17 protein-coding genes and 3 tRNA genes are annotated in these 22253 nt (G+C 66.1%); 13 read left to right on the plus strand and 7 right to left on the minus strand.

All coding sequences use genetic code 11. The features are described from left to right. Window positions 1-91: 91 nt before the first annotated feature. Window positions 92-1387 (plus strand): phosphopyruvate hydratase, encoded by a 1296-nt coding sequence (gene eno / locus CK498_RS13855; protein WP_095621464.1) that lies wholly within the window; start codon window positions 92-94, stop codon window positions 1385-1387. Window positions 1388-1962: 575 nt separating this feature from the next. Here the strand turns inward: eno and fdxA are convergent. Beyond that, window positions 1963-2286 (minus strand): ferredoxin FdxA, encoded by a 324-nt coding sequence (fdxA, locus tag CK498_RS13860; protein ID WP_095621465.1) that lies wholly within the window; start codon window positions 2284-2286, stop codon window positions 1963-1965. Window positions 2287-2619: 333 nt separating this feature from the next. Next, the gene (gene mutS / locus CK498_RS13865) at window positions 2620-5196 is read right to left on the minus strand and encodes a DNA mismatch repair protein MutS (RefSeq protein ID WP_095621466.1); all 2577 of its coding nucleotides are present in this window, start codon (window positions 5194-5196) and stop codon (window positions 2620-2622) included. 105 nt (window positions 5197-5301) lie between these two features. On the opposite strand from mutS, the gene CK498_RS13870 reads away from it, so the two are divergent. From CK498_RS13870 to CK498_RS13910, 9 genes are all read left to right on the plus strand, one after another. Then, window positions 5302-5811, plus strand: a complete 510-nt coding sequence (locus CK498_RS13870; RefSeq protein ID WP_095621467.1) for a CinA family protein — start codon at window positions 5302-5304, stop codon at window positions 5809-5811. Between the two features lie 128 nt (window positions 5812-5939). Beyond that, window positions 5940-7013, plus strand: coding sequence for a recombinase RecA (gene recA / locus CK498_RS13875; RefSeq protein WP_095621468.1), 1074 nt, complete (start codon window positions 5940-5942; stop codon window positions 7011-7013). Window positions 7014-7016: 3 nt separating this feature from the next. After that, a complete protein-coding gene (locus CK498_RS13880) occupies window positions 7017-7493 on the plus strand; it encodes a regulatory protein RecX (RefSeq protein ID WP_095621469.1) in 477 nt (158 codons plus the stop codon). Between the two features lie 203 nt (window positions 7494-7696). Next, a complete protein-coding gene (gene alaS, locus CK498_RS13885) occupies window positions 7697-10303 on the plus strand; it encodes an alanine--tRNA ligase (protein ID WP_095621470.1) in 2607 nt (868 codons plus the stop codon). A gap of 111 nt (window positions 10304-10414) precedes the next feature. Continuing rightward, a complete protein-coding gene (locus CK498_RS13890; RefSeq protein ID WP_095621471.1) occupies window positions 10415-11665 on the plus strand; it encodes an aspartate kinase in 1251 nt (416 codons plus the stop codon). Window positions 11666-11881: 216 nt separating this feature from the next. Then, complete coding sequence (csrA, locus tag CK498_RS13895) at window positions 11882-12079, plus strand: carbon storage regulator CsrA (RefSeq protein ID WP_095621472.1); 198 nt, start codon at window positions 11882-11884, stop codon at window positions 12077-12079. A gap of 232 nt (window positions 12080-12311) precedes the next feature. Next, window positions 12312-12404: transfer RNA gene (locus tag CK498_RS13900), tRNA-Ser, on the plus strand. 65 nt (window positions 12405-12469) lie between these two features. Then, window positions 12470-12546 (plus strand) — tRNA-Arg (locus tag CK498_RS13905). A gap of 81 nt (window positions 12547-12627) precedes the next feature. Then, a tRNA-Arg gene (locus CK498_RS13910) sits at window positions 12628-12704 on the plus strand. 56 nt (window positions 12705-12760) lie between these two features. Here CK498_RS13910 and CK498_RS13915 read toward each other — a convergent pair. After that, window positions 12761-13753 carry a tRNA dihydrouridine synthase gene (locus CK498_RS13915; protein WP_095621473.1) on the minus strand — a complete coding sequence of 331 codons (993 nt, stop codon included), beginning with the start codon at window positions 13751-13753 and terminating at the stop codon, window positions 12761-12763. A 179-nt stretch (window positions 13754-13932) separates the two neighbouring features. Between CK498_RS13915 and CK498_RS13920 the strand changes: the two genes are divergently transcribed. The 3 genes from CK498_RS13920 to CK498_RS13930 are packed head-to-tail and all read left to right on the plus strand — an operon-like array spanning window position 13933 to window position 17410. Continuing rightward, window positions 13933-14187, plus strand: a complete 255-nt coding sequence (locus CK498_RS13920; protein ID WP_095621474.1) for an OadG family transporter subunit — start codon at window positions 13933-13935, stop codon at window positions 14185-14187. Window positions 14188-14239: 52 nt separating this feature from the next. Then, window positions 14240-16075: a sodium-extruding oxaloacetate decarboxylase subunit alpha gene (gene oadA, locus CK498_RS13925; RefSeq protein ID WP_095621475.1), complete on the plus strand. Its 1836-nt coding sequence runs from the start codon at window positions 14240-14242 to the stop codon at window positions 16073-16075. A gap of 12 nt (window positions 16076-16087) precedes the next feature. Next, window positions 16088-17410: a sodium ion-translocating decarboxylase subunit beta gene (locus CK498_RS13930; RefSeq protein ID WP_095621476.1), complete on the plus strand. Its 1323-nt coding sequence runs from the start codon at window positions 16088-16090 to the stop codon at window positions 17408-17410. Window positions 17411-17479: 69 nt separating this feature from the next. On the opposite strand, the gene CK498_RS13935 is transcribed toward CK498_RS13930, so the two are convergent. From CK498_RS13935 to CK498_RS13950, 4 genes are read right to left on the minus strand one after another with little or no spacing between them, the layout of a single operon-like run. After that, window positions 17480-18985 carry a tripartite tricarboxylate transporter permease gene (locus CK498_RS13935; RefSeq protein ID WP_229359073.1) on the minus strand — a complete coding sequence of 502 codons (1506 nt, stop codon included), beginning with the start codon at window positions 18983-18985 and terminating at the stop codon, window positions 17480-17482. A gap of 47 nt (window positions 18986-19032) precedes the next feature. Next, window positions 19033-19572, minus strand: a complete 540-nt coding sequence (locus CK498_RS13940) for a tripartite tricarboxylate transporter TctB family protein (protein WP_095621477.1) — start codon at window positions 19570-19572, stop codon at window positions 19033-19035. After that, window positions 19569-20576, minus strand: coding sequence for a Bug family tripartite tricarboxylate transporter substrate binding protein (locus CK498_RS13945; RefSeq protein ID WP_095621478.1), 1008 nt, complete (start codon window positions 20574-20576; stop codon window positions 19569-19571). Before CK498_RS13945 ends, CK498_RS13940 begins: the two co-directional genes overlap by 4 nt. A gap of 60 nt (window positions 20577-20636) precedes the next feature. Continuing rightward, the gene (locus CK498_RS13950) at window positions 20637-22244 is read right to left on the minus strand and encodes a gamma-glutamyltransferase family protein (RefSeq protein WP_095621479.1); all 1608 of its coding nucleotides are present in this window, start codon (window positions 22242-22244) and stop codon (window positions 20637-20639) included. Window positions 22245-22253: the final 9 nt, after the last annotated feature.

The raw sequence follows: 22253 nt of genomic DNA on the forward strand, positions 1-22253 counted from the left end.
TTTTGAGCACCGCGCAACGCAGTGATTCGCCCGCGCAGACATTTGTGCAGTGTTTCCCTAGATCAACGCTGACTCATTAAAGGAATACATCATGAGCAAGATTGCCGACGTTCGCGCCCTCGAGGTGCTCGACTCGCGTGGCAACCCCACCGTGCAGGCCGAAGTGGTGCTGGAAAGTGGCGCCAAGGGCGTGGCGTGTGCCCCCAGCGGCGCCTCGACCGGCTCGCGTGAAGCGCTGGAGCTACGCGACGGCGACAAGTCTCGCTACCTGGGCAAGGGTGTGCTCAAGGCCGTCGAGGCGGTCAACGGGCCGATCCGCGAGCGCCTGCTGGGCATGAGCGTTGCCGACCAGCGCGCCCTGGACGACGCCATGCTGGCGCTGGACGGCACCGACAACAAGGCTACCTTGGGCGCCAACGCCATCCTCGCCGTGTCGCTGGCGGCGGCCAAGGCGGCGGCGGCCACCAAGGGCGTCGAGCTCTATGAGCACATCGCCGCGCTGTATGGCCAGCCAGGCCAGTTCAGCATGCCAGTGCCGATGATGAACATCCTCAACGGCGGCGAGCATGCCGACAACAACGTCGATATCCAGGAGTTCATGGTGCAGCCGGTGGGCGCGCCCAACTTCCGCGAGGCGCTGCGCGTCGGCGCCGAGATCTTCCATGCCCTGAAGAAGGTGCTGTCGGCCAAGGGCCTGTCCACGGCGGTGGGCGATGAGGGCGGCTTCGCTCCCAACCTGGCCTCCAACGCCGAGGCGCTGGCGGTGATCAAGCAAGCCGTCGAAGACGCCGGCTACCAGCTGGGCCGCGACGTCACCCTGGCGCTGGACTGCGCCGCCTCGGAGTTCTACCAGGATGGCCAGTACACCCTCGCCGGTGAGGGCAAGTCGTTCGACGCCGCGGGCTTCGTCGACTACCTGGCCGAGCTGTGCGACCAGTACCCCATCGTCTCCATCGAGGATGGCCTGGACGAGTCCGACTGGGCCGGCTGGAAGACCCTGACCGACAAGCTCGGCGACAAGGTGCAGCTGGTCGGTGACGACCTGTTCGTCACCAACACCAAGATTCTCAAGCGCGGCATCGACGAGCAGATCGGTAACTCGATCCTGATCAAGTTCAACCAGATCGGCTCGCTCTCCGAGACCCTGGATGCCATTAAGATGGCCCAGGACGCTGGTTTTACCGCGGTGATTTCGCACCGCTCCGGGGAGACCGAAGATACCACCATTGCCGACCTGGCAGTGGCCACCTCGGCGGGCCAGATCAAGACCGGCTCGCTGTGCCGCTCGGATCGCGTCGCCAAGTACAACCGCCTGCTGGTGATCGAGCAGCAGTTGGGCGACAAGGCCGCCTACCCCGGGCTGGCGGCGATCAAGGGTCAGGCTTGATCGGCTCAGGGCTTTCTACTTAGTGCCGTCAGCGTAGTGCTTTCGGCATCGTGTCAGGCGGGGCGCCAGTCGGCCCCGCCTTTTTTATGCCCATTCGGGGGAGTGGGAGTGTCGGCAATCTCTCCATTTCTTGTAAGACATATCGTACATTTTACCTGCGAACTTCGCTCTGAATCGCCGCGAAAGTGCTTTCATGTCTTTTTTCTTGTATATTAAGATTTTGATTTTAAAGTAGTTTTATTTTTTTCTTTGCTCGCGGGAGCTCGCTGGGTGTTGCGGAGACCGGCTTGTGATGCCGGCGAGAACTGCCACAATGTTCTCGGGATATGGAGAAGCGGGGAGTGCTTTTCCGGCAGGATGCAACGGGATGCTAGTCGTGGTGCGCCGGGTACGACAGGAAGCCGTCTCCTGGCATGGATGTCACCATTAGGACGTGGGCATAGGGACATGCCCAAGGGATTCGGCTTGGAACGGGCGACCTTCGGGTCGCCTTTTCTATGCATGCACGATGAAAAACGCCGCTGGTCAGTGACCGGCGGCGTTTTTTTGTCTAGTGGCTCGCGGAGATGCGATGCTCAGCGCTCTAGCTGGGCCAGTTTGTCCGGCTTGCCATCCCACTCTTCGGCGTCGGGCAGCGGGTCCTTCTTCTCGGCGATGTTCGGCCACACCTCGGCGAGCTCGGCGTTGAGTTCGATGAACTCCTCCTGGCCCTCGGGTAGCTCATCCTCGGCAAAGATCGCCTCGGCGGGGCACTCCGGCTCACACAGCGCGCAGTCGATGCACTCGTCGGGATGGATGACGAGGAAATTGGGTCCCTCGTAGAAGCAGTCCACCGGGCAGACCTCGACACAGTCGGTGTACTTGCACTTGATGCAGTTCTCGGTGACGACGAATGTCATGCCAGTCTCCCTTCCTCTGGCCGGTCGTTCGGCCACGATGATGGTTGGTAAAAAAGTTATAAGAGCCGATGTTTTTATGCTGGTGCGGCGGGGAATCTGACCATTCTAGTCGTGCCCCCATAGCGTCGCAAGCGGTGGTGGCTGTCGCCTTGGGCTAATTGGCCGGACCCAAGCGCCGCGGACTCGGGGCTGATCCGCAGGCAGGCCTACGAGGGGGCGCTGTAAACCCATCCCTGGGCGCTACCTTGCGCCATCCATGGCGCAAACCCCCTCTTCGACCTGCCTCCGGCGCCCCTCAGCAATGCCTAGCAGTCCTTACAGCTCAGCAATGGCCTACAGCGCCTCTCGCCAGCGGTAGAGCAGCTCCAGCGCCTGACGCGGGCTCAGCTCGTCGAGGGCCAGGCCGCCGAGCTCGTCGATCAGCGGATGCGGCGCGCTGGCGAACAGATCGTTTTGCTGGGGTGCCGGTTCGCCGCCGGCGGCAAGCGAGGGACGGCTGCCCTGGTCGACCTCGTGCTGCTCGAGCTGGGCGAGTTTCTCGCGTGCCCGGGCGATCACGCCCTGGGGTACGCCGGCGAGCTGTGCGACCTGCAGGCCGTAGCTCTGGCTTGCCGGGCCCTCCTCGACGCGGTGCATGAAGACGATGCCCTCGCGGTGCTCGGCGGCGGTGAGGTGGACGTTGGCCACGCCGGGTGCTTGCTCGCTCAGGGCGGTCATCTCGAAGTAGTGGGTGGCGAACAGCGTGAAGGCCCGCGAGCGGGTCAGGTGCTCGGCGCTGGCCCAGGCCAGCGACAAGCCATCGAAGGTGCTGGTACCGCGGCCGATCTCGTCCATCAAGACCAGGCTGTGGTCGCTGGCGTTGTGCAGGATATTGGCGGTTTCGGTCATCTCGACCATGAAGGTCGAGCGCCCGCCGGCCAGATCGTCGGAGGAGCCGATGCGGGTAAAGATACGATCAACCGGGCCGATCTCGGCATCGTCGGCGGGCACGAAGCAGCCGGTGTGGGCGAGCAGCACGATCAGCGCCGCCTGGCGCATGTAGGTCGATTTGCCGCCCATGTTGGGGCCGGTGATCACCAGCATGCGCCGCGCGTCGTCCATCTCCAGGTCGTTGGGCACGAAGGGGTGCTCGCTGACGTTCTCGACCACCGGGTGGCGGCCGCCGCGAATGCGGATGCCGGGCGCGTCGGCGAGCCGCGGGCGCACCAGGCTCAGCGCCTCGGCACGTTCGGCAAAGGTGGCCAGCACATCGAGGCTGGCGAGGGCCTGGGCGCTGGCCTGCAGCGGCCCCAGCTCGGCGTTGAGGGCATCGAGCAGGCTCTCGTAGAGCAGCTTCTCGCGGGCCAGGGCGCGGGACTTGGCGGACAGCGCCTTGTCCTCGAACTCCTTGAGCTCGGGAATGATGAAGCGCTCGGCGTTCTTCAGGGTCTGGCGACGAATGTAGTCCGCCGGCGCGTCGCGGGCCTGGCCGCGGGGGATCTCGATGTAGTAGCCGTGGACGCGGTTATAGCCGACCTTGAGGTTGGCCAGCCCGGTGCGCTCGCGCTCCCGGCGCTCCAGCTCGATCAGGTAGTCGCCGGCGTGCTCGGCCAGGCCGCGGTATTCGTCGAGCTCGTCGTCGAAACCGTCGGCGATCACGCCGCCGTCGCGAATCACCACCGGTGGGTTGTCGATGAGTGCCCGGCTCAGGGTGTAGGCGAGCTCCGGGTAGGGGCGGATATGCCGCCTGAGGTCGTCCAGGGCGCTGCCCTCGGCGTAGCCGCGCAGCGCGTCCTGTAGTTCGGGCAGGGCGTTGAGGGCATCGCGTAGCCGCGCCAGGTCGCGGGGGCGGGCGCTGCGCAGTGCCACCCGCGCCAGGATGCGCTCGACGTCGCCGATCGCCTTGAGCTCCTCGCGCAGCGCCAGGTAACCCTCCTGGTCGAGCAGCAGGGTCACCGCGGTCTGGCGTGCGCCGATCAGCGCGCGGTCGCGCAGCGGGCGGTTGAGCCAGCGCTTGAGCAGGCGAGCGCCCATCGCCGTGGCGGTGGTGTCGAGTACGCTGGCCAGGGTGTTGTCGCCGCTGCCGCCGAGGTTGGTATCGATCTCCAGGTTGCGACGGCTGGCGGCGTCGATGACCACCGCGTCGTCGCGGTTCTCGACGCCGATGGCGGTGACGTGGGGCAGCCGCGAGCGCTGGGTATCGCGGGCATAGTCGACCAGCACCCCGGCGGCGATGATCGCCGCCTCCAGGTGGGCACAGCCGAAGCCACGCAAGTCCTGGACCTGGAACTGGTCGCATAGCAGGCGCAGCGCGCTGTCGTGGTCGAACAGCCAGTCGCTCTGGCGCTTGAGACTGGCCCGCCCGTGGAGCGTCGGCGGCAGCTCGAGGCCGTCGGCGACGAGCAGCTCGGCCGGTGCCAGGCGCTGCACTTCGGCGAGCATCTCGGCGTCGTCGTCGACCTCGAGCACGCTGAAGCGGCCGCTGGAGAGCTCCAGCCAGGCCAGCCCCCAGCGCCCGCCCTGGTTGTGCAGGGCCAGCAGCAGATTGTCGCGCTGGGCGTCGAGCAGCGCCTCGTCGTGCAGGGTGCCGGGGGTGACGATGCGCACCACCCGGCGCTCCACTGGCCCCTTGGCCAGCGCCGGGTCGCCGATCTGCTCGCAGATCGCCACCGACTCGCCGGCCTGGACCAGGCGCGCCAGGTAGCCCTCGGCACTATGATAGGGTACCCCGGCCATGGGGATCGGCTTGCCCGCCGACTGGCCGCGCTGGGTGAGGGTGATGTCGAGCAGCTTGGCGGCGCGCTTGGCGTCGTCGAAGAACAGCTCATAGAAGTCGCCCATGCGATAGAACAACAGCACGTCGGGATGCTCGCGCTTGATCTTCAGGAACTGCTGCATCATCGGGGTATGCGAGGGGCTGGCCTGGCTCATGGGGTTCCTTGACTCCTTGGATGGGACCTAGCGTCGACGACTCTGCATTCGCGACCAAAAGGCAGTATTCTACGCGCAAGCCAGCGCCACGTCAGGAGACCCGGCATGCCAGCATCCCCCCAGCGCCTCAGCAATCTCGATCTCGCCACCCTCGCCGAGCGGCTCGGCCGGCTGTGCCGCCAGCAGGGGCGGCAGGTGACCTGCGCCGAGTCGTGCACCGGCGGCGGCGTGGCTAGCGCCATCACCGCGGTGGCGGGCAGCTCCGACTACTTCGAGACCGGCTACGTGACCTACTCCAACGCCGCCAAGTCACGTCTGCTCGGCGTCGACCCAGCGCTGCTCGAGGCACACGGTGCGGTGAGCCGCGAGGTGGTCGAGGCGATGGTCGCCGGCGCCTGTCGCGACAGCGGCGCCACGCTGGGCGTGGCGATTAGCGGCGTGGCGGGGCCCGGTGGCGGCTCGGACGCCAAGCCGGTGGGCACGGTGTGGCTGGCGTGGGGCGACGCCGGCACCCAACAAGCCGAGCACTACCATTTCCCCGGCGACCGCCGTGCGGTGCGCGAGCAGGCCGTGCGCGCCGCACTGGTGGGACTGATCCAGCGCCTCGACGCCTGAGGCACAGAAATTTACCGACTGAGAGTAGGCGCGCGAGGAATTTTTCGCCATACTACTGTGCAGTCATACAGTATTCGATCCCGAGCTCGTGATCGACGTTATATCCGCAATCGCTTAGGAGATCTCCCATGGCCCAGGACGACAACCGTTCCAAGGCATTGAATGCCGCCCTCTCCCAGATCGATCGGCAGTTTGGCAAGGGCACCGTGATGCGGCTGGGCGATACGCCCCGGGTGATCATGCCGTCGGTGTCGACCGGCTCCCTGGGCCTGGATATCGCCCTGGGCATCGGCGGTCTGCCGCTGGGGCGCGTGGTTGAAATCTTCGGTCCCGAATCCTCGGGCAAGACCACGCTGACCCTGTCAGTGATCGCCCAGGCCCAGAAGCAGGGCAAGACCTGCGCCTTCATCGATGCCGAACACGCCCTCGATCCGAGCTACGCCGAGAAGCTTGGCGTCAACCTCGACGACCTGCTGGTCTCGCAGCCCGATACCGGCGAGCAGGCCCTCGAGATCTGCGACATGCTGGTGCGCTCCGGCGGCGTCGACGTGATCATCATCGACTCGGTGGCCGCGCTTACCCCGCGTGCCGAGATCGAGGGCGAGATGGGCGACTCCCACGTCGGCCTGCAGGCGCGCCTGATGTCCCAGGCGCTGCGCAAGATCACCGGCAATATCAAGAATGCCAACTGCATGGTGGTGTTCATCAACCAGATCCGCATGAAGATCGGGGTGATGTTCGGCAGCCCCGAAACCACCACCGGCGGCAACGCCCTGAAGTTCTATTCCAGCGTGCGCCTGGATATCCGCCGTACTGGCTCGGTCAAGCAGGGCGACGAGGTCACCGGCAACGAGACCCGCGTCAAGGTGGTCAAGAACAAGGTGGCGCCACCGTTCCGCCAGGCCGAATTCCAGATTCTCTACGGCAAGGGCATCTACCACGCCGGCGAGGTCATCGACCTGGGCGTGCAGTGCAAGCTGATCGACAAGGCCGGTGCCTGGTACAGCTACCAGGGCAACAAGATCGGCCAGGGCAAGGCCAACGCTGCCCAGTTCCTCGAGGACAATCCGACGATCCTCGACGAGATCGAGTCCGGTATCCGCGGGCAGCTGCTGGCCACCGTCGAGCCGAGGGAGAGAGACAAGCCCGAGGCCGCCCTGGCCGACAGCGCCGAGGAGTCCAGCGAGGACGGCTTGCTCTAAGCCATGCAGCGCAAGCCCGACGCTGACGCCCCGTCGCCGCGCGATGACGCCATTCGGCTGCTGGCGCGGCGCGAGTACTCCCGCGCCGAGCTGCACAGCCGGCTAGCGGCGAAGGGGCACGAGGTCGCGGCCATCGAGGCGTGCCTCGATGGCCTGGCCGAGCAGAACCTGCAGTGCGATGCGCGCTTCGCCGAGAGTTTCGTGCGTTCGCGCATCGCCCGCGGCCAGGGCCCACTCAAGATTCGCGCCGAGCTTGGCCAGCGCGGCATCGACCGCGACGGCATCCAGCAGGCCATGAGCGAGAGCGAGGATCGCGGCGAGGCCGACTGGTTCGCGCTGGCCGCCGAGGTGCTGGCCAAGCGCTTCACCGGCCCCGGTGAGTCGCCGCGCGAGCGCGCCCGTCGCGAGCGTTTCCTGGCCTCGCGGGGCTTCGACTTCGAGCAAGTGCGCCACGCCATGCAGCACGCCTGGCCGACCTGAGCTGCACCAACTACCCCCCCCCTCACGGTGCCCCGCTCGGGGCGATCACAGTTACCCCGAAGCGAGGACGCCGGGTGCCCCACTGTCGTCGCTTGACGACTGCGTTATACTAGTGCCCCTTTGAGCGACCCAGATCGTGCCCTGTGCGGCGCGGTGCGCCGGCTCGCCCGCCAGGTCAACACGCTTATCGTCACGGACACCCTATGAAAAGTGCAGATATCAGACAGGCCTTTTTGACCTTCTTCGAAGAGCAGGGCCACACCATCGTGCCGACTGGCTCGCTGGTGCCGGGCAATGACGCCACCCTGCTGTTCACCAATGCCGGGATGGTGCCGTTCAAGGACGTCTTCCTGGGCCAGGATCCGCGCCCTTACGTGCGCGCCACCTCGGCCCAGCGCTGCGTGAGGGCCGGCGGCAAGCACAACGACCTGGACAACGTCGGCTATACCGCGCGCCACCACACCTTCTTCGAGATGCTGGGCAACTTCAGCTTCGGCGACTACTTCAAGCGCGAGGCTATCCACTTCGCCTGGCAGTTTCTCACCGAGCGGCTGGGGCTGCCCGCCGACAAGCTATGGGTCACGGTCTTTACCGAAGATGATGAGGCCTACAACATCTGGGCCGATGAAATTGGTGTGCCTCACGAGCGCATCGCGCGTATCGGTGCGAAGGACAACTTCTGGCAGATGGGCGACACCGGCCCCTGCGGCCCCTGCTCGGAGATCTTCTTCGATCATGGCCCCGAGGTGTGGGGTGGCCCGCCGGGTAGCCCGGAAGAGGACGGCGACCGCTACATCGAGATCTGGAACCTGGTGTTCATGCAGTTCGATCGCGATGCCGCCGGCACCCTCAACCCACTGCCCAAGCCCTCCATCGACACCGGCATGGGCCTCGAGCGGGTCGCGGCCGTGCTCCAGGGCGTGCACTCCAACTACGAGATCGACCTGTTCCAGAACCTGCTGGACGCCGCCGCCAAGGCCACCGGCCATGCCGATACCAGCACCCCCTCGCTGCGCGTGATCGCCGACCATATCCGCTCCTGCGCCTTCCTGATCGCCGACGGCGTGCTGCCCTCCAACGAGGGGCGCGGCTACGTGCTGCGCCGGATCATCCGCCGCGCCATCCGCCACGGCCACAAGCTGGGCGCCAGCGAGCCGTTCTTCCACAAGCTGGTGGCGGCGCTTGACGCCGAGATGGGCGAGGCCTATCCCGAGCTGCGCGAGGCCAGCGAGCAGATCGCCCGGGTGCTGCTCAAGGAGGAGGAGCAGTTCGCGCGCACCCTGGACCACGGCATGGGCCTGCTCGAGGCGGCGCTGGCCGACCTCGATGGCGATGAGCTACCTGGCGCCACGGTATTCAAGCTCTACGACACCTACGGCTTCCCCTTCGACCTGACCGCCGATGTGTGTCGCGAACGCGGCGTGAGCCTCGACGCAGCCGGCTTCGAGCGTGAGCTCGAGGCCCAGCGCCAGCGTGCCCGCGCTGCCAGCCAGTTCGGCGCCGACTATGCGGCGGCCATCGAGCTCGACGGCGAGACCGCCTTCACCGGCTACGAGCGCCTCGAGGATCAGGCCCGCGTCACCGCCCTGGTCGACGCCGAGGGCAACCCGCTGGCCGTACTGGAGGCGGGCAGCAAGGGAGTGGTGGTGCTGGATCGCACGCCCTTCTACGGCGAGTCCGGCGGCCAGGTTGGCGATACCGGCTACCTGCACGTCGACGGCGGCCGCTTCCAGGTTACCGACACCCAGAAGCAGGGCGGGCACCATCTGCATCACGGCGTGATGGTCGAGGGCGAGCTGCGCGTGGGCGCCGAGGTGCGGCCCCAGGTCGACGCCGCCCTGCGTGGCGCCACGGTGCGCAACCACTCCGCCACCCACCTGCTGCACAAGGCGCTGCGCATGGTGCTCGGCGAACACGTGCAGCAGAAGGGCTCGCTGGTCAGTGCCGAACGCCTGCGCTTCGATTTCAGCCACTTCGAGGCGATGAGCTCCGCCCAACTGGCCGAGGTCGAGGCCATCGTCAACGCCCAGATACTGGCCAACGCCGAGACCCGCATCGAGCAGATGAGCCTCGACCAGGCCAAGGCCAAGGGCGCGGCAGCGCTGTTCGAGGCCAAGTACGCCGACAACGTGCGGGTGCTGACCATCGGCGCCGACGATTTCTCCATCGAGCTGTGTGGCGGCACCCACGTGGCGCGCAGCGGCGATATCGGCTGCTTCCATATCGTCAGCGAGACCGGCATCGCCTCCGGCGTGCGGCGCATCGAGGCGCTTACCGGCGAACATGCGCTGGCCTACTTCCAGGCCCAGGAGGCACGGGTCGCGCGTCTCGGCGAGACCCTCAAGAGCAAGCCGGAGCAGGTCGAGGAGCGGGTCGCCTCGCTGGTCGAGCGCAACCGCAGCCTGGAGAAGGAGCTCGAGCGGCTCAAGGCCAAGCTGGCCAGCGCCGCCGGCAGCGACATGCTTGCCGAGGCCCGTGAGATAAGCGGCGTCACGCTGCTGGTCAAGCAGCTCGAGGGCGTCTCCGGCAAAGAGCTGCGCGGCGTGCTCGACCAGCTCAAGAATAAGCTCGGCTCGGGCATCGTGGTGCTCGGCGTGACCGATGCCGGCAAGGTCAGTCTGATCGCCGGGGTCACCGATGACCTCACCGCACGGGTCAAGGCCGGCGAGCTTGTCAACCATGTGGCCGGTCAGGTCGGCGGCAAGGGCGGTGGCCGGCCCGACATGGCCCAGGCCGGTGGTAGCGACGCGGCGGCACTGCCTGGGGCACTGGCCAGTGTGCCGGACTGGCTTGCCGCCAAGCTGGGTTGATAGGAGGAGGGCCGGTCCGCTGGACGGCCCTCCTAGCGTTTATGGCGATCACTCCATGATCGGCAGTATAAAAGGACCATGACTTTCCACTGACAACCAGGACAATCGCATATGGCGTTATACGTACAGAAATTCGGTGGCACCTCGGTGGGCTCGGTGGAGCGCATCAAGGCGGTGGCGGAGAAGGTCAAGCGCTTCCGCGACGAGGGCCACCAGATCGTGGTGGTGGTGTCGGCGATGAGCGGTGAAACCAACCGCCTGATCGGCCTGGCCAGCGAAATCAATGACGAGCCGACGCCACGCGAAATGGACATGCTGGTATCAACCGGTGAGCAGGTAACGATCTCGCTGCTGGCCATGGCGCTGCACAAGCTGGGCGTGCCGGCCACCTCCTACACCGGCGCCCAGGTCGGCATCCGCACCGACAGCGCCCACACCAAGGCGCGCATCCAGGGCATCGAGACCAACGACATGCGTGAGGATCTCGATGACGGCCAGGTAGTGGTGGTCGCCGGTTTCCAGGGCGTCGATGACGAAGGCAACATCACCACCCTGGGGCGCGGCGGGTCTGATACCACCGGGGTGGCGCTGGCCGCGGCGCTCAAGGCCGACGAGTGCCAGATCTACACCGATGTCGATGGCGTCTACACCACCGACCCGCGGGTCTGCTCCAAGGCCAAGCGCCTCGAGACCATCACCGTCGAGGAGATGCTCGAGCTGGCCAGCTTAGGCTCCAAGGTGCTGCAGATTCGTGCCGTGGAGTTCGCCGGCAAATACAACGTGCCGCTGCGCGTGCTGTCCAGTTTCGAGGATGGCCCCGGCACCCTGATCATCGCTGACACAGATGAAGAAGAGGACTCCATGGAAGAACCGCTGATCTCCGGTATCGCCTTCACCGCCAACGAGGCCAAGCTGACCCTGCTCAATACCCCCGACGTACCGGGCGTGGCGTCGCGGATTCTCGGCCCGATCGCCGATGCCAATATCGAAGTCGACATGATCGTGCAGAACGTGGCGCCGGTGGGCGACTATACCGATTTCACCTTCACCGTAGCCAAGGGCGACTTCAAGCAGACCAAGCGCATCATCGAGGAGAACGTGATCCCGGACCTCGGCGGTGGCGAACTGCGCGGTGACGACAATATCGCCAAGGTTTCGCTGGTCGGGGTGGGCATGCGCTCCCATGCCGGGGTGGCGTCGAAGATGTTCCGCGTGCTGGCGGATGAAAACATCAATATCCGCATGGTCTCGACCTCCGAGATCAAGATCTCGGTAGTGATCGATGAGAAGCACATGGAGCTCGCGGTCAAGGCGCTGCACAAGGCGTTCGGCCTCGACAAGAGCGATATCGAGAGCGAATGAGGAACACGCCAAACACCGATGCGTTCTACGCTTAGAGGAGAAAGGACGCCGATGCACTCCGGCGGTGCTTTCATTCAACGCCAATTTCGCGTGTGATGGTGGGGTATGAAGGCAGTGTCGGGTTTGGCCTAGCGTGACGAATGGCGCATAATCTGTCAGCGCTTAGCGACAGGCGTAGTGCATCCCGTAGTCGTAAGTCTGAGAAGGAGATCAGTCATGCTCATCCTAACCCGCCGCGTCGGCGAGACGCTGATGATCGGTGATGACATCACCGTCACAGTGCTCGGCGTCAAGGGTAACCAAGTTCGCATCGGGGTCAACGCTCCCAAGGATGTGGCCGTGCACCGTGAAGAGATCTATCAGCGTATCCAGCGCGAGAAGTCGGATGGAAACGATGGTGAGTCTCAGGCCTGACGAACGACCTGACGGTCGGGTTGTCAGGCGCACGCTCGGGCCGGCAGAGTCACGCGCTTTGCCGGCTTTTGCGCATCTTGCGCTCGTCTCAGGGGGGGGTGTCCCGACGGCGCGACAGGTGGTGCTGAGTGTCATGTCGGCGAGTCTGGGTCAGGCCGTGAGGGGAAGAAAGTTGTTGAAGGCATTGGACAATGACCTTCAGAAACGGTAACATACGCGCCGTGTTGATGAGGGAGAGGTGGCCGAGTGGCTGAAGGCGCTCCCCTGCTAAGGGAGTATGGGGTTTATAGCCTCATCGAGGGTTCGAATCCCTCCCTCTCCGCCATTTACGCCGTGTTCCTCGCTGCGTAATCACATCAATACACGCATGCTCGGCATGCACTGGAAGTTGCGCCCGTAGCTCAGCTGGATAGAGTACCTGACTACGAATCAGGTGGTCGGAGGTTCGAATCCTCCCGGGCGCGCCAACTTCCTCCCACGATATTCAAGCATCCTCTCGATGTCGGTGATTTTCGTGGTGCCGGTCCAACTGTCGATTTGGCAGTCACGCGCCCGTAGCTCAGCTGGATAGAGTACCTGACTACGAATCAGGTGGTCGGAGGTTCGAATCCTCCCGGGCGCGCCATATTCTGACCCGTCCTTGTTCTGCAAGGGCGGGTTTTGTGTTTTAGCACGATCGTGTCAGGCGCCCTCGCAGCTCGCGAGCGGCGCCTTCTTTTTGTCTACTTCGCCGAGGGGCTCGGTCAGCAGGCCCGTCAGCAGGGTGTCGAGGTCGGTGATGCGCTTGAGGGTAGCGAAGCGCCGTGCCGCCTCGGGGTCGCGGGCGCGCATCTGATTGAGCCACTGCTTGAGCAGCGATACCACGACACGCGCGGGAAGTGTGCTACGCTGCAGTGCGGCATAGTCGCTCAGGATGGTTGCGCGGCTCGTCCAGGCGGTCTCGGCGAGGCGCTCTCCGGTGTGCTGCCAGTGGCGAATGCGCGCGGCCAGCCAGGGGGCGGCCAGGGCGCCGCGGCCTAGCATCACGTCGCTGCAGCCGGACAGCGTGCGCGCCTGCCAGTAGTCTTCGAGGGACCAGATATCGCCGTTGGCTACCACCGGGATTGCCAGGTGACGGCGAATGCGCCCGATCCACTCCCAGTGGGCCGGCGGCCGGTAGCCCTCGTTGCGGGTGCGGGCGTGGACCACCAGCTGCGCCGCGCCGCCCTGCTCGGCGGCGCGGGCACAGTCGAGCGCCAGGCGGCGGTCGGCAAAGCCCAGGCGGACCTTGGCGGTGACCGGCACCCGGCCCGCCGCGCGGTGCACGGCGGCGACCGCCCGCTCGACCCGCTGTGGGTCGCGTAGCAGCGAGGCGCCACCGTCGTGGCGATTGACCAGCTTGGCCGGACAGCCGAAGTTGAGATCCAGGCTGGTGGCGCCGAGGCGTATCGCCTGCTCGGCGTTGGCGGCCAGGGCGTCGGGATCCGAGCCGAGCAGCTGGAGGTGCACCGCCACGCCGCTGGGCGTGGCCACCGGCTCGCCCTGGGCATGCCTGGCCAGTTCCGGGCAGTGCTTGAGGAATACCCGCGGCGGCAGGCGCGCATCGACCACGCGCACGAACTCGGTCACCGTCCAGTCGAAGCCGGGGCCAGCGGTGAGCAGCGCACGGGTGTGCGCATCGATCACGCCCTCCATGGGCGCTAGGCCGATGCGGCCCTTATGTAGTAAATTAACAACGTGCGGCTCAACCATGGTGTCATTGCAATATTGTGGAATTCAGGCAGGTTATTGTACCAGCCAAGATGCGCCGCCACGGACCTCAATATGCCGGGCAACGGGCAAGATGTGCCGCGCAAGAGCAAGGGGATGACAACATGCTGGACACCCAACTGATGCAAGAGGGCCTCGCCCTGATGGCCTTCGGCATGGGCTTCGTGTTCGTGTTCCTGACCGTGCTGGTGGTCTCGACGACCCTGATGTCACTGCTGGTCAGGCGCCTGGCGCCGGCGCCTGCCGCCGACGCCGCAGCGCGGCCCTCGGCGCCAGCGACGGCCGACGGCAACAGCGATGAACTCATGGTGGTGATGAGCGCCGCCCTGCATCGTTACCGTCAGCGCCATCGCCGCTAAGCGATGCTGCTGGCCAGCCAAGATACGATTTCAGCTACAAGGATAAGGTCACATGAGTGAGAGCCAACGCCCGCTGGGCATCACCGATGTGGTGCTGCGCGACGCTCACCAGTCGCTGTTCGCCACCCGCCTGCGCCTCGACGACATGCTACCGATCGCTGCCAAGCTCGACGAGGTCGGCTTCTGGTCGGTGGAGTCTTGGGGCGGCGCCACCTTCGACGCCTGTATCCGCTATCTCGGCGAAGATCCCTGGGCCCGCATTCGCGCCCTCAAGGAAGCGATGCCCAATACCCGCCAGCAGATGCTGCTGCGCGCCCAGAACCTGCTCGGCTATCGCCACTACGCCGACGACGTGGTCGATAAGTTCGTTGAGCGCGCCCGCGCCAATGGCGTCGACGTGTTCCGCGTCTTCGATGCCATGAACGACCCGCGCAACCTGGAACGGGCGATCAAGGCGGTGCGCGACGTCGAGGGCCACGCCCAGGGCACCATCTCCTATACCGTCAGCCCGGTGCACACCATCGAAGGCTGGGTCGAGCTCTCCGAGCAGATCGAAGCGATGGGCGCCGACTCCCTGGCGATCAAGGACATGGCCGGGCTGCTCACCCCCTATACCGCCTTCGATCTGGTCTCGCGGCTCAAGAAGACGCTCAAGATTCCGGTCCAGATGCACTGTCATGCCACCACCGGCATGTCCACCGCCACCGCCCTCAAGGCGGTCGAGGCGGGCATCGACAACGTCGACACCGCGATCTCGTCGATGTCGATGACCTACGGCCACAGCCCCACCGAGTCGCTGGTGGCGATCCTCGCCGGCACCGAGCGCGACACCGGCCTCGACCTCGAGCTGCTCGAGGAGATCGCCGCCTACTTCCGCGAGGTACGCAAGAAGTACGCCGCCTTCGAGGGCTCGCTGCGAGGGATCGACTCGCGGATCCTGGTGGCCCAGGTGCCGGGTGGCATGCTCACCAACATGGAAGGCCAGCTCAAGGAGCAGGGCGCCGGCGACAAGCTCGACGACGTGCTCTCCGAGATCCCCAAGGTGCGCGAAGATCTCGGCTTCATCCCCCTGGTCACGCCCACCTCGCAGATCGTCGGCACCCAGGCGGTGATGAACGTGATGATGGGCGAACGCTACAAGTCGATCTCCAAGGAGGTCCAGGCGCTGCTCAAGGGCGAGTACGGCGCGGCCCCCGCGCCCTACAACGGGGAGTTGCAGCAGCGCGTGCTGGAGGGCAAGGAGCCGATTACCTGCCGTCCGGCCGACCTGCTCGAGCCGGAGATGGACCGCCTGCGCGACGAGCTCAAGGCCAAGGCCAAGGACGAAGGCATTCGCCTCGAACAGGGCGAGCGCGAGATCGACGACGTCCTGACCTACGCGCTGTTCCCCCAGATCGGCCTCAAGTTCCTCAAGAATCGCGACAACCCCGACGCCTTCGAGCCCGTACCCCAGGCGCCGGACGCCGCGGCGGCCAATCTTCCGGCGACGACCCCCAAGGGCGGGGCCGTGGCCAAGGCGTCGGATACCCAGGCCGCTGCCGGCCCCGAGACCTACACCATCACCGTCAACGGCAAGCAGTACGTGGTCGAGGTCGCCGAGGGTGGCGAGATCGGCCAGGTCCAGGAGGGCGCTGCGGCGACCCAGCCCGCGGCAGCGCCGGCTGCCCCGGCCGCCAGCGGCGAGCCGATCCCCGCGCCGCTGGCCGGCAATATCTTCAAGGTCAACGTCAAGGCTGGTGACAGCGTCGCCGAAGGCGACGTGGTGATCATCCTCGAGGCCATGAAGATGGAGACCGAAGTGCGTGCCGCCAGTGCCGGTACGGTATCCGAGGTCAAGGTCAAGGAAGGCGACAGCGTATCGGTAGGCGATACGCTGATCGTACTCTAAGGGCGGCGGCGCATGGATAACCTGTTGACGCTATGGCACGGCTCGGGACTGTATAACCTGCAGCTGGGCCAGCTGGTGATGATCCTGATCGGCCTGGTGCTGCTCTACCTTGCCATCCACAAGAAGTTCGAGCCGCTGCTGCTGGTGCCGATCGGCTTCGGCGGTATCCTTGCCAACATTCCCGAGGCGGGGCTGGCGCTATCGGCCCTGGACCAGGCCATCGAGGTGGCCCGTCCTGCGGTGCTGCAGCAGATGGCAGCGGCCATGCAGCTGACCCTCGACCCGCTGGCCGGCCCCGAGGCGTGGCGAGCCACCCTGTACGCCGAGTATCACAACGGTCTCGATCCCGAGCAGATGCGCGCCGCCGGTGACGTGGCGCGCGGCGTGGGCTACGGCAACGGCATGCTCTACACCTTCTACCAGGTGGCCATCGCCTCCGGCATCGCGCCGCTGGTGATCTTCATGGGCGTTGGGGCGATGACCGACTTCGGTCCGCTGCTGGCCAATCCGCGCACCCTGTTCCTGGGTGCTGCGGCACAGTTCGGCATTTTCGCCACGGTGCTCGGTGCGGTGAGCCTGTCGGCGCTGGGAGTGATGGACTTCTCGCTCAACCAGGCCGCCGCCATCGGCATCATTGGCGGCGCCGACGGGCCGACCTCGATCTATGTGTCGAGTATCCTGGCGCCGGAGCTGCTGGGACCGATTGCGGTGGCCGCCTACGCCTACATGGCGCTGGTGCCGCTGATCCAGCCGCCGGTCATGCGCGCCTTGACCACCAAGCGTGAGCGTCAGATCACCATGACCCAGCTGCGCCCGGTATCGAAGCTCGAGAAGATCGTCTTCCCGCTGGTGCTGCTGATGCTGGTGGCGCTGTTCCTGCCCGATGCGGCGCCGCTGCTAGGGATGTTCTGCTTCGGCAACCTGATGCGCGAGTGCGGCGTGGTCGAGCGCCTCTCCGATACCGCCCAGAACGCGCTGATCAATATCGTCACCATCTTCCTCGGCCTGGCAGTGGGCTCCAAGCTGGTCGCCAGTCAGTTCCTGGCGATCGAGACGCTGGGCATCATGGGACTGGGCATCGTGGCCTTCGCCATCGGCACTGCGGCGGGCATCCTGATGGCCAAGCTGATGAATGCCATGAGCAAGATGCCGATCAACCCGCTGATCGGCGCCGCTGGCGTGTCGGCGGTGCCCATGGCGGCACGAGTCGCCAACAAGGTGGGGCTGGAGTCGAATCCCCACAACTTCCTGCTGATGCACGCCATGGGGCCCAATGTGGCCGGGGTCATCGGCTCGGCGGTGGCCGCCGGGGTGATGATCAAGTACCTGGGCTAGTACGTTCCGGCAATACCCACCAACAACAAGGGGGCCTGATGGCCCCCTTGTTGCGTGATGCGCTTGCGGTCAGTCCAGCGCCAGGTTCTGGCGGCGCTGCTTGAGCCGGTAGCGCAGGGCCAGCACGATCGATAGCGCGGCCAGGGTCAGCAGCGCCAGCGAGATGGGCCGGGTGAAGAACAGCGTCCAGTCCTCGTTGGTCATCAGCGCGCGGCGCAGGTTGGTCTCGGCGATGGGGCCAAGGATCACGCCGAGTACCAGCGGCGCCAGCGGGTAGTCGAGCTTGGCCAGCACATAGCCGAAGACACCGATGCCGAGCAGCAGGTAGATGTCGGTGACGCGGTTGTTCAGCGCGAAGGCACCGACCATGCAACAGGTCAGCACTACCGGCACGATCACCGACTTGGGTACGCTGGTGACCTTGAGGAACATGCGCATGCTGAGCAGGCATACCACCAGCATCATGGCACTGGCGAGGAACATCGCCATGAACATGCCGTAGACGGTGTCGGCGTGGTCCATGATCAGGCGTGGGCCGACGCCGATGCCGTGCACCATCAGCGAGGCCATCAGTACCGCGTCCACCGCGCTGCCGGGGATGCCCAGGGCAATCATCGGGATCAGGCCGCCGCCGGAGGTCGCCGAGTTGCCCGACTCCGAGGCGATCACTCCCTCGCTCGAGCCCTTGCCGAAGGCCTCGGGGTGCTTGGAGCCGCGTTTGGCCTGATCGTAGGCCAGCAGGTTGGCGATGCTGCCACCCGCCCCCGGCACTGCACCGATGAAGACCCCGACCATCGACGAGCGGAACAGATTGAACGGATAGGAGAGTACCTCGCGCATCGCCGCCCAGGGCTTGAAGCTGATGCGGCTGTCGATCAACTGCTTGCCGGCCTTGACCTCCTCAGCGTCCTCGACCTCGCGCAGCAACTGGCTGACCGCGAAGATGCCGATCAGCACGATCAGGAAGGGAATGCCCGCCGACAGCATGCGTAGATCGAACGAGAAGCGCGTCACGCCCATCAGCGGGTCTGCGCCCACCGTGGCCAGGATCAGGCCGATGGCCCCGGCCAGCAGGCCGCGCAGCATCGACTTGCCGACCAGGCTGGCGACGATGGTTAGGGCGAACACCACCAGCGAGAAGTACTCCCAGGCGCCGAGCTTGACGGCAATCATGGCCAGCGGCGGGGCGGCGATGATGAGTACGATGGAGCTGAGCAGCGTGCCGAAGAATGACGCCCAGATGCCGATCGCCAGCGCTCGGCCGGGCTCGCCGCGGCGCGCCATGGGGTAGGCATCGAAGGTGGTGGCCAAGGCCGAGGGCGTACCGGGAATGCCCAGCAGCGCGGCGCTGATCATGCCGCCGGTATAGCCACCGATATACACCGCCAGCAGGGTGGCGACCCCCTGCAGGGCAGGCATGGTGAAGGTCAGCGGCAGTGCCAGCACGATGGCCATGGTGATGGTGAAGCCGGGAATGGCCGCGGTGATCACCCCGGCCACCACCCCCACCAGCATGGTCAGCATGGTGGGCAGGGTAAACAGCTGGTCGGCCCCTGCCAGAATGGATTCCATCATGTGCGGATTCCTGGGTCAGCGAATGGAAACATTGAGCACCGCGCGGCTTACAGCAGCGAGCCGCGCGGCAGGGAGATGCTGAACACGTGGCGGAACAGGGCGTCGAGGCCCAGCGACATCAGCAGCGCGATGACCGCGGCGATGGCCAGCTGGCGTGGGCGGCGCGCACCGAGCAGCACCTGGCAGGCGAGCACGAAGGGCAGCGTGGCCCAGCGGAAGCCGACCAGCGGCATGGCAATGGCGTAGAGAGTGAACAACCCCAGCACACCAAACGCCAGGCGGTGTCGCCACAGCCAGGCGCCGACGCTGCCGCTGGGCAGCGCCGCGGTATGCCGCAGCTTGGCCACTTCCTTGATGATCACGATGACATTGAGCAACGCCAGGATGGCCAGCATCAGACGCGGGAAGCTGCCCGAGCCGATCGGCTCCCAGGCTGACGACGGTAGCCCGCCGGCGTGGATGAACATCACCACGGCGATGCCCAGCAGTGCCAGGTTGAAGACGATATGCCCCACCGCCTTGGCGCGCTCGCCGTGAGGGACGGGTTCCCGGTCTTGCGACCGGGAGTCTGAGGCAGCCCCACTCATTGCTGCAGGTTCCCCGCCAGGCGCTCGATGGTGGCATCGAGTGCTTCGAGGTGGTCACGGTACTCGTCGGTACCCATGAACTGCACCTCGGCGCCGGCGTTGTTGACGCGGGTCACGAACTCTTCTTCTGCGGCCATCGCCTCGACCGCAGCGGCGAGCACTTCGATGCGGTCCTCGGGGGTGCCCTGGGGGGCGATCAGGCCGCGCAGGATCGACAGGTTGAGATTGTCGTAGCCGAGCTCGGCGAAGGTCGGTACGTCCGGGGTCTGCTCCATGCGCTCGGTGTGGCCGACGGCCAGGAAGCGCAGGTCGTCGTTCTCGACGAACTGCAGGCTGGAGGCAATATCGCCCATCGCCGCGTCGATGTGCCCGCCGACCAGTGAACGGATGCGTTCGCCGGTGCCCTCGAAGCCGACATAGCGGAACGACAGGCCCTCGGCCTCTTCGATCATCGCGCCGTGGATGTGCGGCACGCCGCCGAGGGTCACGCCGAAGCGAATCTCGCCGGGGTTGTCCTGGGCATACTCGACGAACTCCTCGAAGGTCTCCCAGGGGCTGTCGGCACTGACAGTCACGTACTGCGGCGAGGCGGTGATCGCGGCGATCGGCTCGTAGTCGTCCCAGTTGTATTCGGTCAGACCGGTGTGGTGGGAGACCATGAAGCCGTCGTGGACCTGGCCGATGGTGTAGCCGTCGTTGTCGCGGTCGGCGAGGTCGGCGAGCCCCGTCGTGCCGCTGACGCCGGGCATGTTGATGACCGGCAGCGGCTGGCCGAGGTGTGGCTCGATATGGTTGGAGACCAGGCGCATCAACACATCGCTGCCGCCGCCGGGGCCCCAGGGCACGATGAACTCGATCGCGCTGTCGGGATAGTCGTCGGCGTGGGCGCTGGCGGCCAGGCCGCCAACGGCGAGGCTAGCGCCGGCCAGGGCGGTAGCGGCCAGGGTCCAGCGTTTGGCGAGGGGATGGCGCGAGGCGACATTGGGGTTGTTGGGTGTCGGCATCTTGCTTCTCCGGTTGTGGTCGAGGAGGGCCCGGCAGAGGCCGAGCCCGGAACTGCGGGGTTACCAGGGCAGTACGGCCCCGTCGGTGCGCGGCTCGGTAGCGCCGCTGAGTACGCCGCTGGTGCTGTCACGCAGGATGATCTGGCCGCGGCCGAAGCTGATGGTGTCGGCGGACTTGACGATATCGTGGCCGCGCCGCGCCAGGGCCTGGGCGAGGTGGTCGGGGAAGTGCGGCTCGACCTCGACGGTCTTGCCCTGAGTCCACTTCCAGCGCGGCATGTCCAGCGCTGCCTGAGGGTTGAGATGATCCTCGAGCATGGCGGTGATCACCTGCACGTGGCCCTGGGGCTGCATATAGCCGCCCATCACGCCGAACGGCCCCACTGCCTGGCCATCCTTGGTAATGAAGCCAGGGATGATGGTGTGGTAGGTGCGTTTGCCCGGGGCCAGGGCGTTGGGGTGCTCGGGATCCAGCGAGAACGACCAGCCGCGATTCTGCAGGCTGATGCCGGTACCGGGGATCACGATGCCCGAACCGAAGCCTTTGAAGTTGCTCTGGATGAACGACACCATGTTGCCGTCGCCATCGGCGGTGGCCAGATAGACGGTACCGCCGCTAAGCGGATTGCCATGAACCGGGTCGACGGCCTGCTCGCCGATCAGCCCGGCGCGCGCCTTGAGATAGCCGTCGTCGAGCATCTGCTCGACGCTTGGCCGCATGGCGTCGCGCTCGGTGACGTGGGCGAAACCGTCGACATAGGCCAGCTTGGTGGCCTCGATACGGCGGTGCAGGGTCTCCACCGGGTCGCGGCCTTCGGGGCCCATGCGCTCCAGCATGCCCAGCGCCTGCAGCACGATCAGCCCGCTGCCGTTGGGCGGAATCTCCCAGATATCGTGGCCCTTGTAGCGCACGCTGATCGGATCGACCCACTCCGGCTCGAAGCGCGCCAGATCCTCCTTGCGCAGCAGTCCGCCGTGCTCGCGGAAAAAGGCGTCGATCTTGTCGGCCAACTCACCCTCGTAGAAGGCGCGCCCCTTGGTCTCGGCGATGGCACGCAGCGAGCTGGCGTGGCCCGGCGACGACCAGCGCTCGCCCGGCTGGGGCGCGCGGCCCTCGGGGGCAAAGGTCTCGAACCACGGCGTGAAGGCGGCATCGTCGTAGGCCGAGTAGCTGTGGAAGGCCTCGTTCCACATCTGGTGAATGACCGGCGATACCGCATAGCCCTCTTCTGCCAATGCCACGGCGGGTGCCAGCAGGTCGGCGAAGGGCAGTTTGCCGAAGCGCTCGGAGAGCGCCGCCCAGGCCGCCGGCGCGCCGGGCACGGTGACCGGCAGCAGGCCGTGGTTGGGCACGCGATCGTGGCCCAGCGCTTTCATGGCCTCGATGCTGGCGGCCTGTGGCGCCGGGCCGCTGGCGTTGAGGCCGTGCAGCTTGCCATCGATCCAGACGATGGCGAAGACGTCGCTGCCCAGGCCGTTGGAGGTCGGCTCGACCACGGTCAGTGCCGCGGCGCTGGCGATGGCGGCATCCACCGCGTTGCCGCCCTGCTGGAGAATGCTCATGCCGACCTGGGCGGCCAGCGGCTGGGAGGTGGCGACCATGCCGCGGGTGCCAAAGGCGGCCATACGCCGCGAGGGGCTGGGGTAGTAAAGCGCGTCGTGCTGCATAGGAGCTCC

Source organism: Halomonas salipaludis, from assembly GCF_002286975.1.
Taxonomy (GTDB): Bacteria; Pseudomonadota; Gammaproteobacteria; order Pseudomonadales; family Halomonadaceae; genus Franzmannia; species Franzmannia salipaludis.